The organism is Mycobacterium simulans, from assembly GCF_900232995.1.
GTDB lineage: Bacteria > Actinomycetota > Actinomycetes > Mycobacteriales > Mycobacteriaceae > Mycobacterium > Mycobacterium simulans.
Window position 1 is genome coordinate 575,509 of the sequence record NZ_OCVX01000003.1, and the last position, 15,755, is coordinate 591,263.

Annotated in this window: 15 protein-coding genes; 12 read left to right on the forward strand and 3 right to left on the reverse strand. The window is 65.8% G+C overall.

What is annotated here, in order from left to right:
- Nucleotides 1–63: 63 nt before the first annotated feature.
- From MSIMFI_RS03435 to MSIMFI_RS03445, 3 genes are all read left to right on the forward strand, one after another.
- Complete coding sequence (locus MSIMFI_RS03435; RefSeq protein ID WP_191496134.1) at nt 64–981, forward strand: alpha/beta hydrolase fold domain-containing protein; 918 nt, start codon at nt 64–66, stop codon at nt 979–981.
- Between the two features lie 115 nt (nt 982–1,096).
- Nucleotides 1,097–1,945, forward strand: a complete 849-nt coding sequence (locus tag MSIMFI_RS03440) for an SDR family NAD(P)-dependent oxidoreductase (RefSeq protein ID WP_191496135.1) — start codon at nt 1,097–1,099, stop codon at nt 1,943–1,945.
- 23 nt (nt 1,946–1,968) lie between these two features.
- A complete protein-coding gene (locus MSIMFI_RS03445; RefSeq protein ID WP_191496136.1) occupies nt 1,969–2,754 on the forward strand; it encodes an SDR family oxidoreductase in 786 nt (261 codons plus the stop codon).
- Here the strand turns inward: MSIMFI_RS03445 and MSIMFI_RS03450 are convergent.
- Nucleotides 2,751–4,043 (reverse strand): PucR family transcriptional regulator, encoded by a 1,293-nt coding sequence (locus tag MSIMFI_RS03450; RefSeq protein WP_191496137.1) that lies wholly within the window; start codon nt 4,041–4,043, stop codon nt 2,751–2,753. The two genes, MSIMFI_RS03445 and MSIMFI_RS03450, sit on opposite strands and share 4 nt — an antisense overlap.
- Before the next feature lie 115 nt (nt 4,044–4,158).
- Between MSIMFI_RS03450 and MSIMFI_RS03455 the strand changes: the two genes are divergently transcribed.
- The 3 genes from MSIMFI_RS03455 to MSIMFI_RS03465 are packed head-to-tail and all read left to right on the forward strand — an operon-like array spanning nt 4,159 to nt 7,884.
- Nucleotides 4,159–5,643, forward strand: coding sequence for a WS/DGAT/MGAT family O-acyltransferase (locus tag MSIMFI_RS03455; RefSeq protein ID WP_191496138.1), 1,485 nt, complete (start codon nt 4,159–4,161; stop codon nt 5,641–5,643).
- Nucleotides 5,643–7,259: a long-chain fatty acid--CoA ligase gene (locus tag MSIMFI_RS03460; protein WP_224770053.1), complete on the forward strand. Its 1,617-nt coding sequence runs from the start codon at nt 5,643–5,645 to the stop codon at nt 7,257–7,259. Before MSIMFI_RS03455 ends, MSIMFI_RS03460 begins: the two co-directional genes overlap by 1 nt.
- Before the next feature lie 25 nt (nt 7,260–7,284).
- The gene (locus MSIMFI_RS03465; protein ID WP_191496139.1) at nt 7,285–7,884 is read left to right on the forward strand and encodes a hypothetical protein; all 600 of its coding nucleotides are present in this window, start codon (nt 7,285–7,287) and stop codon (nt 7,882–7,884) included.
- A gap of 42 nt (nt 7,885–7,926) precedes the next feature.
- Here MSIMFI_RS03465 and MSIMFI_RS03470 read toward each other — a convergent pair whose 3' ends face one another.
- Nucleotides 7,927–8,718: a class I SAM-dependent methyltransferase gene (locus tag MSIMFI_RS03470; protein ID WP_191496140.1), complete on the reverse strand. Its 792-nt coding sequence runs from the start codon at nt 8,716–8,718 to the stop codon at nt 7,927–7,929.
- 168 nt (nt 8,719–8,886) lie between these two features.
- Between MSIMFI_RS03470 and MSIMFI_RS03475 the strand changes: the two genes are divergently transcribed.
- The 3 genes from MSIMFI_RS03475 (at nt 8,887) to MSIMFI_RS03485 (ending at nt 11,447) form a co-directional block, all read left to right on the forward strand.
- The gene (locus MSIMFI_RS03475; RefSeq protein WP_191496141.1) at nt 8,887–9,276 is read left to right on the forward strand and encodes a nuclear transport factor 2 family protein; all 390 of its coding nucleotides are present in this window, start codon (nt 8,887–8,889) and stop codon (nt 9,274–9,276) included.
- A 79-nt stretch (nt 9,277–9,355) separates the two neighbouring features.
- Complete coding sequence (locus MSIMFI_RS03480) at nt 9,356–10,807, forward strand: amino acid permease (RefSeq protein ID WP_191496142.1); 1,452 nt, start codon at nt 9,356–9,358, stop codon at nt 10,805–10,807.
- Nucleotides 10,808–10,892: 85 nt separating this feature from the next.
- On the forward strand, nt 10,893–11,447 hold the full coding sequence (locus MSIMFI_RS03485; protein ID WP_191496143.1) for a PadR family transcriptional regulator: 555 nt from the start codon (nt 10,893–10,895) through the stop codon (nt 11,445–11,447).
- On the opposite strand, the gene MSIMFI_RS03490 is transcribed toward MSIMFI_RS03485, so the two are convergent.
- Nucleotides 11,386–11,967: a nucleotidyltransferase family protein gene (locus MSIMFI_RS03490; protein WP_224770054.1), complete on the reverse strand. Its 582-nt coding sequence runs from the start codon at nt 11,965–11,967 to the stop codon at nt 11,386–11,388. The genes MSIMFI_RS03485 and MSIMFI_RS03490 overlap by 62 nt on opposite strands.
- Before the next feature lie 52 nt (nt 11,968–12,019).
- Here MSIMFI_RS03490 and MSIMFI_RS03495 point away from each other — a divergent pair, with 52 nt between their 5' ends.
- The 3 genes from MSIMFI_RS03495 to MSIMFI_RS03505 are packed head-to-tail and all read left to right on the forward strand — an operon-like array spanning nt 12,020 to nt 15,700.
- Complete coding sequence (locus MSIMFI_RS03495) at nt 12,020–14,350, forward strand: xanthine dehydrogenase family protein molybdopterin-binding subunit (RefSeq protein ID WP_191496145.1); 2,331 nt, start codon at nt 12,020–12,022, stop codon at nt 14,348–14,350.
- Complete coding sequence (locus MSIMFI_RS03500) at nt 14,347–15,234, forward strand: FAD binding domain-containing protein (protein WP_191496146.1); 888 nt, start codon at nt 14,347–14,349, stop codon at nt 15,232–15,234. The genes MSIMFI_RS03495 and MSIMFI_RS03500 overlap by 4 nt, the downstream gene beginning before the upstream one ends.
- Nucleotides 15,227–15,700, forward strand: a complete 474-nt coding sequence (locus MSIMFI_RS03505) for a (2Fe-2S)-binding protein (protein WP_186241362.1) — start codon at nt 15,227–15,229, stop codon at nt 15,698–15,700. Before MSIMFI_RS03500 ends, MSIMFI_RS03505 begins: the two co-directional genes overlap by 8 nt.
- Nucleotides 15,701–15,755: the final 55 nt, after the last annotated feature.

The window sequence follows — 15,755 nt, forward strand, 5'->3', positions numbered from 1 at the left end:
AGGAGCAGAGCCGCCGCAGCGCGGACGTGGTTCGAAGCGGTCAAACGAAAGACGCGGAGTCCGATGCCCGAAACCCCGAGGCGCCGAGCGGGCACGTGGGTCGCCGCCCATCTAGCGCAGCGTCTGCTGCCGCTCGTCCGCGCGCCGCGCAGCTTCCGTTTCGCCACCCGTCACGTCGCCAAACCGGCGAGGGTAAACGTGCCGACCCGCCACGGACCTGTCCGGTGCCTGCTCTACTGGCCGCATCCGGACGCCCCACTCGCGAAGACCAACGGGGACGGACTTCCGATTGACCTACACCTGCACGGCGGCGCATTCATCGTGCGCAACCCGCGGCAAGAGGAGTACATCGCGCAATACATTGCGTCGGAGGCCGGTGCCGTGGTGGTGCTAGCCGACTATGCGACCGCACCTCAAGCTCGATACCCCGTGGCCGAACAACAGTGCTTCGACATCGCAGCATGGGTGCGTGCCGAAGCTCCGCACCGCGGTTGGGATGCGTCGCGGATGTCGGTCACGGGTGCCAGTGCTGGCGCAAAACTAGCCGTCAACGTGTGCCAACAGGCTTATCGTGCAGGGGATTTCGCACTGCGGGCAGCAGTGCTGGCGTTCCCGGTCGTCGACCTCACCCGCGCCGATCGAACCTCAATCAAGAAGCGCCCACGAATCTCACCGCGCATCCAGCGACTGGCCATCGACGCCTACGTCGTCGACCCGAACGCCCGCCACCAGCCGTTGGCGTCCCCCGTACTCGACGTCGACCTGGCGGCGGCGATGCCACCCACGCTCATCATGACCGGCGAGCTCGACACGCTCGGCCCCGAGGGCGACGATCTCGCGGCACAACTGTCTGGCCGCGGTGTCGCGGTTACCCATCACCGTTTCGCGCACACGGACCACGGTTTCACCAGATCAGAAACCGATACCGCGCACGCGGCGATGAAACTCATTGGGGCCCATCTCATCCGGTACCTGCAGTGAGCGCCGGGTCGAACGGACGCAACGATGGACCGTTGTCGCAGTGCCACAACCGGCGACCAACATTCTGGCGCTTTAGTACAGGCGGATCGTCGCGCCGTGGCCCTAGTTTGCTCCCATGCCTAGATTTCGATCCCGTCTCAAGACCACTGACCTGACCGATCGGGTGGTGGTCATCACTGGCGCAGGCAGCGGCATCGGCCGCGAGCTGGCGCTGTTATGCGCGGAACGCGGTGCCCGCCTGGCGCTCTGCGACATCAACGAGGCCGCGTTGGCCGACACCGCCGAGGCGGCCCAAAACCTGGGCACCCAGGTGCTGACCTCGCGAGTCGACGTGTCCGACCCCGAAGACATGCCGCCCTTCGCAGAGGCCACGTTCGACCAGTTCGATCGGGTCGACCTGTTGGTCAACAACGCCGGGGTCGGCCTGGTCGGCGGGTTCCTCGACACCAGCCGCAAGGACTGGCAATGGCTGATCGACATCAACCTCATGGGGGTCGTGCACGGCTGCGAGGCCTTCCTGCCCGCCATGGTTGAGTCGGGACCCGGCGGCCACGTCGTCAACCTGTCCTCGGCCGCCGGGCTGCTGGCCAACCCCCAGTTAAGCGCCTACAGCGCAACGAAGTTCGCGGTTCTCGGGTTGTCCGAGGCGCTGCGCATGGAGCTGAACCCCCACGGCATCGGCGTCACCGCCGTATGCCCCGGCATCATCAACACCACCATCACGCAGAACACGCCCATCCGCGGCGGCGGGGACCACGGCGAACGCCGCAAACGCCTCGCATCGGCCTATGAGAAGCGCGGGTACACGGCGAAGCGCGTGGCCAACAACATACTGCGCGCGGTCGCCCGCAATCGTGCCGTGGCGCCGACCGCCGCCGAGGCGCACGTGATGTACGCGCTCTCTCGTGTCACCCCGCCGCTGGCCCGGTGGCTCGCAATGCGCGCGGCCGAGCTGTCGAAATGACTTGACGAGCACGAGGATTCGATATGCAGCTCAAGGGTCGACACGCTCTGGTAACCGGCGCGACGGGAGGCATCGGTAATGCCATCGCGCGTGAACTGGCGGCGCGCGGATGCGCGCTGACGCTCACGGGTCGGCGGCAGCAGGAGCTCCGCCGCCTTGCCCGCGAGCTGGGCCCGTCGGCCCGGGGGGTGACCGCCGACCTCACCAATCTGGACGAGGTACACCGGCTGATGACACGCACGGGCCCGGTGGACGTGCTCGTCGCCAATGCCGGCATCGGCATCCCACAGGACCTCGCGATGCTGGGCGACGAGCAGGTCGAGGAGGCCGTCCGCATCAACCTGCTCGCCCCGGCCGCGCTCGCGCGCGCGGCGTTGGCACCGATGAAGCAGCGCGGCCAGGGCCACATCGTGTTCATTTCGTCGGGAGCGGGACTGGTCGCAACACCGGGAAACGGCACTGTTTACACGGCCACCAAATGGGGACTGCGCGGGCTCGGGCTTGCCCTGAGGCAGGAGCTGCGCGGCACGGGTGTGGGCGTCTCCACGATCTTTCCGGGGCCCATCCGCGATGCCGGGATGTTGGCCGAAACCGGGGTCACCCTGCCGCGTGGCTTCGGTACCAGCTCACCGGCGGATGTCGCGCGGGCGGTGGCGGATGCGATCGAGCGAGACCGGCCGGAGACCACCGGTGCGTCGGTCGGCGTGCGTCTACTCGTGGGGGTCGGCGCCGTCGCGCCGGTTCTGATCGGCGAACTCGCGCGCTTGGCCGGAGTGGGACGGGTTCGCGAGGCGATGCTTGACGCCTAAGGGGCCGTCGGCGCGTCCGAGGCCTGGGCGACGAGCTCGGCAAGGGACAGCGCGACGCGCAGCTCGAGCGTGCGCCTGTCTATCGATCTCCCCAAAATCTCCTCGGCTTGGCGGATCCGGTAGGCAACCGTGTTTTCGTGAACGTGCAGTCGCTTGGCGGTTCGCCCGCGGCTGCAGTTCTCGTCGAGATAGGTCCGCAGCGTGGCGACGAGGCGGCGGGTGGTTTCATCGTCGGATCCCAAGCGGCCCAATTCACGTCGCACGAAGGCACGCGCCTGTTCGATGTCGGCCGTGGCGATGGCGCGCAGGGAGACGTTGTGGTAGCGGGTGACGCTGCCGACGGGGCGAGCGGCCAGTGCGGCGACGCGTTGCGCTTCCAGGGCCTCGAAATGGCTGGCGCGAAACCCCGCGATGCCGCGTGCCGGTTCGCCGATGGCGACCCGGACGCCCGGTGCGGTCGCGGTCCGAAACCGCAACTCGTCGAGGACCTTTGACGGCACGTCGCTGTGGGAGCTGATCCAGGCCGCGACCGACAGGATGCCGAGCGGATAGACGAGAGGTTTCTGATTGCCTACTAGGGCGGCGATGTCGCGGATGGCGGCTTCCAGAATGGCCTGGGTGTTACGGCCTTCTTCGTGAGATTCGAGCCAGGCGATGGCTGCGACGTGCACGCGGCTGACCTCGTGACGAAGCCGCCGGCTCGCCACGTCGGTGTCGATGGGTTGTCCGGCCAGGATGGTGCGGATCGTTTCGGCCTGGCTGGCGGCGGCGCTGCGCAGCCATCGGTCGCGCTCGGCGGTATAGACCTCCTCGACCAGACACAGCGCGGCGTCGGCATAGGCGAACATCCACGCCGAACCCAACTCGGAAGCAACCTTCAACTCGTCGGCATTGCGGGCGTGCGTGTCCAGGATGGCGTTGAAGTGTCGAGACGTCTCGGCATGGGCGAGCCGATAGCTGCGCATCAACGTGGTGAGCGGTATGCCCTGTTGCGCACCGGCTTGTGCGTAGGCGAGGGTCGGTGGGCCGAGGCGGGCGGCCTCGGCTGGGTCGGCGCCGGATATGAGCACCTCAGCGAAGTCGCGAATGCTGGCTTCGGTGCTAGCGCGGTTTACTTCGAGCGCCTCCGCGCTGCTGAGCAGATCGGTCAATCGCTCACTGGTGTAAGTGTTTACCGCGGCCGCGATCTCGGCGGCACGCTCCGCCAGTTCGGTCGCGGCCGGCCGCAGCACCGCCGCCCCCCCCCGCCGCTGGTCATCGCCCTGTGCGGCGCTCCAGTCCGGCTGCATGCCCTGCACGCTATCGCCGTGGCCATCCCCAGGTGCGGATATTCGACAACGGCGGGGGGGCGCGTTGGCGCTTGCAGACAAGCGGAACGCGGCGCGTGCGCACGACGATCGTCGCATGCGACAACTCACCAGCCTCGATGCCCAGTTCCTCGCCATGGAAAACGACCGTGTTCAAGGGCACGTGAGCGTGCTGGGGACCTACGACCCCGTGACCGAGTCGGGACGGCCGCTGGATGCCGCGCTGGTCCGCGAGCTGATCGGCCAACGATTGCATCTGTTGCCCACCTTCCGGTGGCGGCTCGCGACGGTGCCGTTCGCACTTGACTACCCGTACTGGGTCGACGACGGCACCTTCGACCTCGAATACCACGTCCGCGAGCTCGCGCTGCCCGCCCCCGGCGGTCAGCGTCAGCTCGCCGAGCAGGTGGCCCGGATCATCGGCCGACAGTTGGACCGCGCGCGCCCCCTCTGGGAGGTGTATGTGATCCATGGACTTGAGGATGGCGGCGTCGCAGTGCTGACGAAGATGCATCACGCCGCCGTGGACGGAGTTTCGGGGGCGGAGGTCATGAGCATCCTTCTCGACGACGCCGCGACCGGGCGGAAACCGGAATCGGCGCCGGCGGTCGTCGCGGAGACCTTCCCGTCCGAGGTGGAGATGCTGGGCCGCGGTCTGGTCGGTCTGCTGCGCCACCCGCTGCGCGTGCTGCGTGCTGGGCCCACCGCATTGCCACATCTCGACGACGTACCGACGATCGGGCACTTGCCCGGCGTCAGGACCATCGCGCGCAGTGGGCGGCTGCTCAAGCGAGCACTGTCGACGAGTCCGGGCGGTGTCGCCTTGCGCGGCACCGATGTCAAGGCTCCTCGGACCCGATTCCAGGCACGGGTGTCTCCGCACCGCCGGGTCGCGTTCGGCTCGTTGTCGCTGGCCGAGGTCAAGGCGATCAAGAACACGTTCGGCTGCACCGTCAACGACGTCGTCCTCGCGATCTGCACGGCCGGGCTGCGCAGCTGGTTGGACGAGCGAGGTGAGCTCCCCGCGGCACCCCTTGCGGGTTTCATCCCGATGTCGGTGCGAACGCCGGAGCAGATGGGAACATTCGGCAACCGGGTCTCGGTAATGATCGCCGAGCTACCAACCGATTCGGCCGATCCCCTAGAGCGCCTGCGCCGCATCAACGAGACGATGCAGACGGCCAAGGAGCGCCACCGCGCGCTGCCGGCGTCACTTCTGCAGGACGCCAATCACTTCATTCCCCCAGCGCTCTTCGCGCAAGCAGCAAGGGCCACTTCACGATTGGCGAGTATGCGCGGCATCAACCAGCCGGCCAACGTGATGATCTCGAATGTTCCGGGCCCGTCGACCCGGTTGTATCTCGGCGGCGCGAGGCAACGCGCACAGTTCCCGGTGTCCGGAGTGCTGGACGGCATCGGCATCAACATCACCGTGATGAGCTACCAGGATTCGCTTGAGTTCGGCATAGTCGTCGATCGCGAACTGCTCGACGACCCGTGGCCCATCCTGGATGCGGTGCACGCGGGCCTGGACGAATTGCGCGAACTGGCGAGCAGTTCGACCGCTCAAAAGGCACGCTGATGAACGGAAACATGTTCCGCGGCAACAGCATGGACGACTACCAACTCACGTTGGCGAGCATCGTCGAGCGGGCGCAACGATTCCACGCCGACCAGGAAGTCGTATCACGTCGTCCTTCCGGCGCGATTGCCCGCACCACGTTGGGTGCCTGCGCTCGCCGAGCCCGGCGCCTCGCCGGCGCGCTGTCCGAACTCGGTGTGCGCGAAGGCGATCGGGTGGCCACGCTGCTGTGGAACCAGAGCGAACACCTCGAGCTGTACTTCGCGGTTCCGGCGATGGGTGCGGTCATCCACACGCTCAACCCCCGCCTGTTCCCTGATGAACTCGGCTACATCGTCGACGACGCCGAAGATCGAGTGCTCGTCGTGGACGAGTCGTTGCTGGACGTATTCGAAAGCTTTTGTAACGGGCGCAATTTCACCCATGTCATCGTCGTCACGCACACGGAGGAAGCCCCGGCCGGGACACTTGACTACGAGTGGCTGGTGGCAGGCGCGAAACCAATCGAGTGGCCGGCGCTCGACGAACGCCAAGCCGCGGCAATGTGTTACACCTCTGGCACTACCGGGCGTCCGAAGGGTGTCGTGTACTCGCACCGAGCTCTCGTGCTGCACTCGCTGGTCGCGGCGCTGCAGGACCAGCTCGCCGTATCCGCAAGGGACACAATCCTTCCCGTTGTACCGATGTTTCACGCCAACGCCTGGGGCCTGCCCTACGCGGCGGCACTAACCGGGGCGCGCCTGGTTCTGCCGGGTCCACAACTCGACCCGCAAGGCGTGCTCGACCTGTGCGTCGACGAACGGGTCACCATGACGGCGGGCGTTCCGACCGTGTGGATGGGGCTGCTCGCCGCGCTGGACGCCGAACCAGACCGATGGGACCTCTCGGAGCTGGACCGGTTGATCGTGGGTGGAGCCGCCGTGCCGCGGTCGATGTTCGAAGGGTTCGACCGCCACGGCCTTACCGTCGTCCAAGCCTGGGGTATGACGGAGACGGCGCCGTTGGGGACGGTCTGCCGGCTCCCGGCAAGCCTGGACGACGCCGAGCGCGACGAGCGGTACCGCTACCGCACCCGGCAGGGCGTCGCGAGCCCATTTTTCGACATCCGAGCCCGCGACGAGGACGGCCAGCCCATCGCTTGGGACGACGCTGCCATGGGTGAACTCGAGGTGCGCGGCCCCTGGGTGGCGTCCGGCTATCACGGTGGCCGAGGAGCCGACAGCTTCACCGCCGATGGGTGGTTCAAGACCGGCGATGTGGTGCGCATCGACAAGCACGGTTGCGTCCGGATCTGCGACCGCTCAAAGGATCTGGTGAAGTCCGGGGGCGAGTGGATCTCCTCGGTGGATCTGGAGAACCAGCTCATGGCCCACCCCGCGGTCGCTCAGGCGGCTGTGATCGCGGTTCCCGATGACCGTTGGGGCGAGCGGCCGCTGGCCGTCGTGGCGCTCCGTGACGATGGCCAGGCCTCTGCCGACGAACTCCGCGAGCACCTCGCACAGGACTTCGCCAAGTGGCAGTTGCCCGACCGCTTCGAATTCGTGGCCGCGATTCCCTGCCCGGCCACCGGCAAGTTCAAGAAATCCGAGCTGCGACACCTGTTCATACCAGCCTGACCCAACCCAAGAAAGGAAACTCAAGATGAGCCGCTTCGACATCACACAGACGAACCGCGCCGTGGAACGGTTGATCGAGACGACGGAGAACCCGCGTCACCTCTACCTGTTGCAAACCTACAACCGCCACCGTTACCTGGAAATGGCCGGCCGTTACGAGGAGATCTTCGCCCCGGACATGACCGTCGAGAAACCGGTGTACCACTTCAACATGCTCGGCAAGAGCATCACGGTCGAAGGCGCCGAGGAGGTCAAATCCCTTTACAGCGCATGGGCGGACACGGCGCAGTGCATCTTCTACGCCGACGACGAGACGCTGGCGATCAGCGACACCATGATCGTGTCGACGTCGTTCATCTACCAGCAGACTCCCGGCAGCGTCCTGGCCGCCGAGGGCGCGCCTGTCAACCCCGCCGCCACCTATCTGGTGAAGACCGCCGAGCACATGATCTGGCCATACGACGATCATGGCCGGTTGATCGGCGAAGACGTCTGGGAGTACGACGACACGGTACGAGAAATCATCGAGCTCGATCCGTCCGAGGTGCTTACGGTCGAACAGTCGTCGAAACTGCTCGATCCGCTCATCAAGCCGCTTCCGACGCACAATCCGTTCCTCGGATGACCGCACCGCACCGCAGCGAGGCTAGGGCCGATCGCGCGCCAGTCAGTTCGGTCGACGGCCCCAGGCGGCGACCAGTGACCAGGTGTTCATCACGGTCGCCGATGCCGACCGCACAGCGCGTGCACGCCGATCCTCTGCCTCGGTCATGAGGCCGGCGGCGATGAGGGCTGGTGCCGCGGCTTCGGCGGTGCGCCTTTCGAATTCGAAGGCGGGTTCGCCGGATCGCGCGACCCCGCTGTCAATTTCGCCGCCGGCTAGTTCCAGGCCGGCCGCTGTGAGCATGCCGGGCAGACTGCGACCCAGGTAGGCATTCATGATCTTTGCGGATGCGAGTCCGGCGAATACCCGGTGGGTGAGCTCGGTGAGCCAGGGCGCATCGGGATGTCCACTGTAAACATGCAGCCCATGATCGCCTTCTTCGGCCAGCAGCACACCGCCCGGCCGCAGTGCGGCCGTCATGCGGCGCAGCGCGTCGAGCGGGTCGGGCAGGTGCATCAGCAGCGCCCTGCAGTGCACAAGATCGAACGCGTCGGGCTCGGGCGTGTCGGTGCGGATGTCGAGGGTGCGCACCTCGATGTCTTCCGGCAGCCCGCCGAGGTGGCGGCAGTCGATATCCGCGGCCACCACACGCCCGCCCGGGAACACTCGGCCGACGAGCCAGCGCGCAATCGACCCGCGCCCGGCCCCGACCTCCAGGCAGCGCGCCCCCGCAGAGATGTCAAGGCGCTCCAGCCTGCGGACGGTTGCCGGGTCGAAGAGCCGCTCGAGTAACGTCAGGCGCGCACTTTCCGCGTCTGCCGCGGTCTCGGTCAGGATGTAGTTGCGCTCGCCCATCTTGGCGCCCCCCAAATCGACGGCTGCGTCGTCGACTTCGATCTCTGCCGGGCCGAGAAGCCGGCCGAACAGCCCGCCACCAGAATAGCTTTCATCGTCACCGACGGGCGTTGCGCATGAACTCCTCCAGCAGGGTCCACCGTTGGGCGAGGGGCTATGCTCGCAGTGATGCTCTATCGCTGGTTTGTTCGCAAACGGGCTCGGGTTCTATGGGATCGGCTGTCCGATCAACGTATCGATGAGATCCCGATCGCGGACGACGTCCACTTCGTCTACCTCGGTGACCACCCGCTGTCAACGGAGTTGCACGGCGCCGACCAGATGCGCGACTGGCTGCGTAACGTGTTCTTCCGTCGCCTGCCGGGCCTGCGTTTTGAAGTGGAAGAGATGCTCGTCGAGGGCGGCCCGTGGTCGACTCGGATCGCCACCCGCTACGCGGCGCGACGCGACGGACAGTTGGTCTACCGCGGCGTACAGTTCACCCGCATCGTATGGGGCAAGCTCGTGGAAGAACGAGTCCTGCCTGACTCCAACGCACTGTCCGCCGCGCTTGATTGATGGATTGTTGGCGCGCTCGTTGCACCCGGGTGCGATAGCCTGACAGCCAGCCGTTTCTCGGGCGTTAGGAGCTCAAAAATTGGGGCCACCGCTAGACGTCGCCGCCGACCGGCTCGCCCGCGAAGACACCGGTTATCACAAGGCCCTCAAGAACCGTCAGTTGCAGATGATCGCGCTGGGCGGCGCCATCGGAACCGGCCTTTTCCTGGGCGCCGGCGGGCGACTTGCGTCGGCGGGACCGGGGTTGTTCGTGGTCTACGGAATCTGCGGCATCTTCGTCTTCCTGATCCTGCGAGCGCTCGGCGAACTGGTGCTGCACCGCCCGTCGTCGGGGTCGTTCGTGTCCTATGCGCGCGAATTCTTCGGCGAGAAAGTAGCTTTCGCCGCGGGTTGGATGTACTTCCTCAACTGGGCGATGACCGGAATCGTCGACACCACCGCGATCGCGCACTACTGCCACTACTGGAAAACGTTCCAAGTCATTCCGCAATGGACCCTCGCGTTGATCGCGCTCATGGTGGTGCTGTCGATGAACCTGATCTCGGTCAAGCTCTTCGGCGAGCTGGAGTTCTGGGCCGCCTTGATCAAGGTGCTGGCGTTGGTGACTTTCCTGGTCGTCGGGACGATCTTTCTGGCCGGTCGCTTCAAGGTCGACGGTCAGGCGACCGGGGTGTCGCTGTGGAGCAGCCATGGCGGGCTCTTGCCGAGCGGCCTGCTGCCCCTGGTGCTCGTCACGTCGGGTGTGGTGTTTGCCTATGCCGCCATCGAGTTGGTCGGCATCGCGGCCGGGGAAACGGCCGACCCGGAGCGGATCATGCCACGCGCAATCAACTCGGTGGTGTTCCGCATCGCGGTGTTCTACATCGGATCGACCGTCCTGCTGGCCCTGCTGCTGCCCTACACCGCCTACCGCGAACACGTGAGCCCGTTCGTGACGTTCTTCTCCAAAGTGGGCTTTGCGGGCGGCGGCAGCCTGATGAACCTCGTGGTGCTTACCGCGGCCCTCTCGAGCTTGAACGCCGGACTCTATTCCACCGGCAGGATTCTCCGGTCGATGTCCATCAACGGCAGCGGCCCCAAGTTCACCGCGCCGATGTCCAAGAACGGCGTGCCGTACGGAGGGATCCTGCTGACCGCCGGGATCGGTCTTTTCGGCATCGTGCTCAACGCCATCAAACCGAGCCAAGCGTTCGAGATCGTCCTGCACATCGCAGCGACGGGAGTCATCGTGGCCTGGGGGACGATCGTGGCCTGTCAACTCAAATTCCACCGGCTGGTGAAGGCCGGACAGCTGGCGCGACCGACGTTCCGGATGCCGCTCGCCCCCTACAGCGGTTACCTCACACTGGCCTTCCTGGTGGGCGTGCTGGTCCTGATGTTCTTCGATGAAGTGCACGGTCCCTGGATGCTCGGCGCGCTGGTGATCGGGGTCCCCGCGCTCATCGGCGGCTGGTATCTGGTCCGCGATCGGGTAGTAGCGGCGGCTCAAGACGTCACCGAGGCGCCTACCGTTCAGGAGATCAGCGAGTAGGCCGCTGACCGAGCCTCCAATCCTGACATGTCGACATTGGTATTTCTATGGTGACATGTCAAAGGTGCATGGTTAAGGTGGTGGCGTGAGTCTCCGACACGCCGCTCTGGGACTGCTCGCACAGGAGCCCGCCAGCGGATACGACCTGCTCAAGAAGTTCAAGCAGTCGGTCGACAACGTGTGGCCTGCCACCCAGAGCCAGCTCTACGGCGAGCTCAACAAGCTGGCCGACCGCGGCCTTATCAAGGTCTCGGACGTCGGGCCGCGCGGGCGCAAGGAATACGCGATCACGGACTCCGGACGCGCCGAGCTGTATCGGTGGATGACATCTCCGGGGGAGGATCCGCCAATTCGCAACGCCGCGATGCTGCGTGTCTTCCTCCTCGGCCAGCTCTCCCCCAGCCAGGCGCAGGAGTACTTACAGTCATTACGGTCGCTGTCCGAGCAGGAGCACGCTCACTATCGCGAGATCCTCGACTCCTACGACTGGTCGGAAGACGACGACGCCTTCTTCGCCCGAGCGGTTCTAGAGCAAGGTCTGCGTTGGACCCAGCATGAAATCGATTGGGCCAATTGGGTTATTGACGGCTTGAACCGGCGCACCCCGCAGGACCCGGCTCATCGACGTCGCGGCCACTAGCCAGGTCTGCACAGTCCACCGCCTCGACATCGGGGGCACTGCCCAGGTACGCGGCCGCGCCCTGATCCCCGGAGATCCGGGCCAGCACGTCGGGCCAATGCTTGCGCGCGATGACCACCGGATGGCCCGGTCGGTCTCCGAAGAATGCCCGCGCCAGACCGCTGCGGGACGTCAATGCGCGGTCAAGGACCCGAGCTACCACCTTGGCGTCGACGTCGGGAGTATCGATCACATGCAAGGCGGCGTAGTCCGCATTCCGGCGTTCCGCCTCGACCAAACCGGCACGAACCGAGGCACTAAGACCCTGCTGCCAGTCCGGCGCGGCGATCGCGATGACACCCGGCGGAGCCGGAATCTCGGCGGCGCCGAGCACCACAATGACATCGGCGCAGCCGCCGTCGCGCAACGCGCTGACCGCGGCGTCCAGCCAGCCGTCGACCAGTATCTTCGGCTTGCCATACCGGCGGCCAGCGCCCGCGGCCAGCAAGACGCCGACGACTATCGACTCTGATAACGACACTCTCATATGATGACATTGAGCTTCTCGTCAGGCGACAACGGGATGGAGCACGATGACCCAAGACGTGCAGGGGGCCGTCTCGCCCCGGTACGCCGGCACCCGGTTCCAACGGGTCGAAGACGGCCGGCTGTTGACGGGTCGCGGCGGCTTCGTCGACGACATCACCCGCCCCGGATTGCTGCATGCCTGCTTTGTGCGCAGTCCGTTTGCCCGCGCCCGAATCAACGGCATCGACGCCTCCGCCGCGCTTGCGCTGCCCGGCGTGTGCGCGGTGTTCACCGCCGACGACCTCAACCCGGACGTCAGGGAGGCCTGGCATGCCGTAGCGGGCAAGGACGTGCCGGACACCCCGCGGCCGCCGCTGGCCGAGGGCGAGGCAAAGTTCGTCGGGGATCCGGTCGCGCTGGTCGTCGCCGAGAGCCGGTATGCCGCCGAGGATGCGATTGAACTGGTTGACGTCGACTACGAACCCCTGCCGGCGATCACCGATTTCACCCGAGCGCAGTCCTCGGATGTGCTTGTGCACGACAGTTACCCCGACAACGTCGCGGGCGGGATGGCCGGGGCGCCGCCGGACGAAGAGATATTCGCGACGTCTCCCTGTGCCGTCAAGGAGAACATCTACCAACAGATCTATGCGCCGGTGCCGATCGAGACTCGGGGCCTGGTCGTTGAATGGGCGGCGGCTACCGAGGAACTCACGCTCTGGGCATCAACACAGACGCCCCACGAACTTCGTGCGTTTTGTGCACGTCTGTTAGGCATTGCCGCACAACGCGTTCGGGTCATCATGCGCGATACCGGTGGCGGCTTCGGCCAAAAGGTCGTGCCGATGCGCGAAGACATGTGCATCATGCTGGCCGCCCGAAAGGTGCCTGCGGCGCTGAAGTGGATCGAAGACCGGCGCGAGAACCTGATGTCGGCCGGGCAGGCTCGCCACGTAAATGGAATGGCGAGACTTGCTTTTGATGAAGACGGCACTTTGCAGGCGGTCGATATCGACTATGCCCAGGACGTCGGCGCCTATCCGACCCCCTACCCGGTGTTGACCAGCGCCGCCATTGGCATGTTCTTCCCGGGGCCTTACCGGGTGCCGAAGGCCAGTTTCAAATACAAGACGGTCTTTTCCAACACCAGCGGCCTGGCCGCCTACCGGGGTCCTTGGCAATTTGAAACGCTCGCGCGGGAGGTCCTGCTCGACATTGCAGCGCGTAAGTTAAACATCGATCCCGTGGAGTTGCGCCGGCGCAATCTGTTGCGCCGCGACGAGATGCCCTACTTCAACCCCAACGGCATGCCCTACGACCATGTAGCCCCCATCGAGACGTTCGAGCAGGCCGTGAAAATCCTTGACCACGAAGGATTTCGGAAAGAACAGCGCGAAGCGCTGGCGCAAGGGCGCTACCTCGGCCTCGGTTTCTCGGCGTACATCGAGCCGACGGGAGCCGCAACCGGCCACCTGGCCACCGAAGGCGCCATCATGCGGATGGAGCCTACGGGCAAGATCAACGTCTACGTCAACGGCGGGTCGAGCGGAAACAGCTTGGAAACCACTGTCATTCAACTGACTGCCGATGCGCTTGGTGCCGACATCGACGATGTAGCCACCATCCAGGGCGACACCGCGATCACGCCGTACGGAGCCGGGACGCAAGGCAGCCGCAGCGGCCCGATGACCGCCGGAGCCGTCAACGAGGCGGGGAGCATCCTGCGCAACAAGATCGTGGCGCTGGCCGCACACCACCTCAAAGTGGCCGAATCCGAAGTGGAACTGGCGCATTCAACGGCCATGGTGCGGGATGACCCGTTGAAGACGGTGAGTTTCGGTGAGCTGGCCTACGTCGCGTATTACCAGCCACAGCAACTGCCGTCGGACATATCGCCAATGCTGGAGGTTACTGCCCGCTACGTCACCAAGGCGCCCATTCTGTGGGCCAACGCCACCCACGCCTGCACCTGCGAAGTCGACACGGAGACAGGCAAAGTCACGCTGCTGCGCTACATCGTCAGCGAAGACGTCGGGCCCATGATCAACCCGGCCATCGTAGAAGGCCAGATCGCAGGCGGGACGGTCCAGGGCATCGGTGGCGCATTGATGGAAAACCTCGTTTACGACGACGACGGCAACCCGCTGGCCACCACCTTCGTCGACTATCTGCTGCCGACGACAGCCGAGGTACCACCCATCGAATACGGCCACATTGAGATACCCGGGCCGGGACCCGGCGGATACAAGGGTGTCGGCGAAGGCGGGGCCATCGGCTCGGTGCCCGCGGTGATCAACGCGATCAACGACGCGCTCGCGCCGCTGGGTGTGACCGTCACCCGGCTGCCAGCCAGCCCGGCGTCGATCGTCTCGTTACTCGAAGAAGGACAGCGGTGAAGCCCGCGCCGTTCGCCTACCACCGCCCCGGCACCATCGAGGAGGCCGTCAGCCTGCTGGCCGAGCTGGGCGAAGAAGCCAAGATCCTGGCCGGCGGACAGAGCCTGGTGCCGATGCTGTCGATGCGACTGGCGTTCTTCGACCACCTCATCGACATCTCGCGGCTGGGCGAATTGCAGGGCATCGAGCACCGGGGTGACCAGCTATGGATCGGTGCGGGAACCACCGAGGCCAAGGTGGGCGGCGATGACCGAGTCCGGGAGGCGGTTCCGCTCCTGACCCGGGTCACTCCGTACGTCGGGCACTTCCAGATCCGCAATAGGGGCACCCTCGGTGGGTCGATCGCGCACGCCGATGCCGCCGGCGAGTATCCGGCGGTGGCACTGACGCTGGATGCGGTGATGGAGGTGCTGTCGCCACGGGGGCGACGCGAGATAGCCGCAGCGGACTTCTTCGCCGGCCTATGGGAAACCACGGTGGAGCCCGATGAAGTACTCACCGGGGTCCGATTCCCGCAGTGGAATGGCAGATCCGGCTTCGCGGTCCACGAATTCGCGCGCCGCCACGGCGATTACGCGATCGCCGGTTCAGTCGTTGCGGTCGAGCTCGATGAAAGTGACCGGGTATCCCGCTGCGCGATAGGGCTGTTGGGTCTGGGCTCCACGCCCAAGCGCGCAACCGCGGCAGAGGAGGCGATGATCGGCAAGCCCGTCGGCGACCTGGAGCCTGCGGAGATCGGACGGGCCGCCATGACGGGACTCGACGATATTCCGACAGACCTGCAAGGGTCGGCGGCATACCGCGCTCGGGTGGGCGCAGCCATGACGGCGCGCGCCTGGACCCACGCCGTCAACGAAGCAACAGTGGGGGCAATACATGCATGAACAATCAGTCCGGTTGACGGTCAACGGAACTCCCACTGCGGCCAGTGTTGAACCGCGCATGACGCTGGCGGACTTCCTGCGGGACAAGTGTGGACTCACCGGCACCCACCTCGGCTGCGAACACGGGGCGTGCGGCGCTTGCACGGTGCTGGTGGACGGCGATGCCGTGCGCTCGTGCCTGCTGTTCGCGGTGCAGGTCGACGACATGGAGGTGACGACGGTCGAGGGTATCGCCTCGCCCGACGGCGAATTGTCCGCGGTTCAATCAGCCCTGCGGGAGTGCCATGGCCTGCAATGCGGCTTCTGCACCCCGGGCTTCGTCATGTCGATTACCGCACTGTTGCGCGACCACCCGGATCCCACCGACGAGGAGATACGCGAAGGGCTGTCCGGGAACTTCTGCCGATGCACCGGTTATCAAGGGATCGTCGCCGCGGCTCGTCGGGCCTCCGAGATAATGCGGTAACACTTTGTCATCGGCGGTGTTTCAAAAACGCGTCCCTCCTCCCACCTCGCGCCTC